1 protein-coding gene is annotated in these 325 nt (G+C 63.7%); it reads left to right on the top strand.

The features are described 5' to 3' along the window. Positions 1 to 325: uroporphyrinogen decarboxylase family protein (locus B472_RS16875; protein ID WP_304598338.1), on the top strand; the 325-nt coding region annotated here is incomplete at both ends.

Here is a 325-nt window from a genome sequence, read left to right as displayed (position 1 = left end):
AAACCCTGATGTACAGCCGCCCGGACCTGATGCACCGCATCCTCGAGATCAACGCCGACGCGGTGGCCCTGTACCTGAACACCCAAATCGAAGCCGGCGCCCAGGCCGTCATGGTGTTTGACAGCTGGGGTGGCGTGCTGGCCGATGGGGCCTTCCAGCAGTTCAGCCTGGCCTACACGGCACGCGTGCTCTCACAACTGAAAACCGAGCACAACGGCCAGCGCATCCCCAGCCTTGTCTTCACCAAAGGGGGCGGTCTGTGGCTGCCCGAGATGGCGGGCCTGAACTGCGATGTGCTGGGTCTGGACTGGACCATGAACCTGGG

Origin of the sequence: Limnohabitans sp. Rim28 (genome assembly GCF_000293865.2) — a bacterium.
GTDB lineage: Bacteria > Pseudomonadota > Gammaproteobacteria > Burkholderiales > Burkholderiaceae_C > Limnohabitans_A.
The sequence above is the reverse complement of the archived record's forward strand: the minus strand, read 5'-3'. Positions and strand labels throughout refer to the sequence as shown.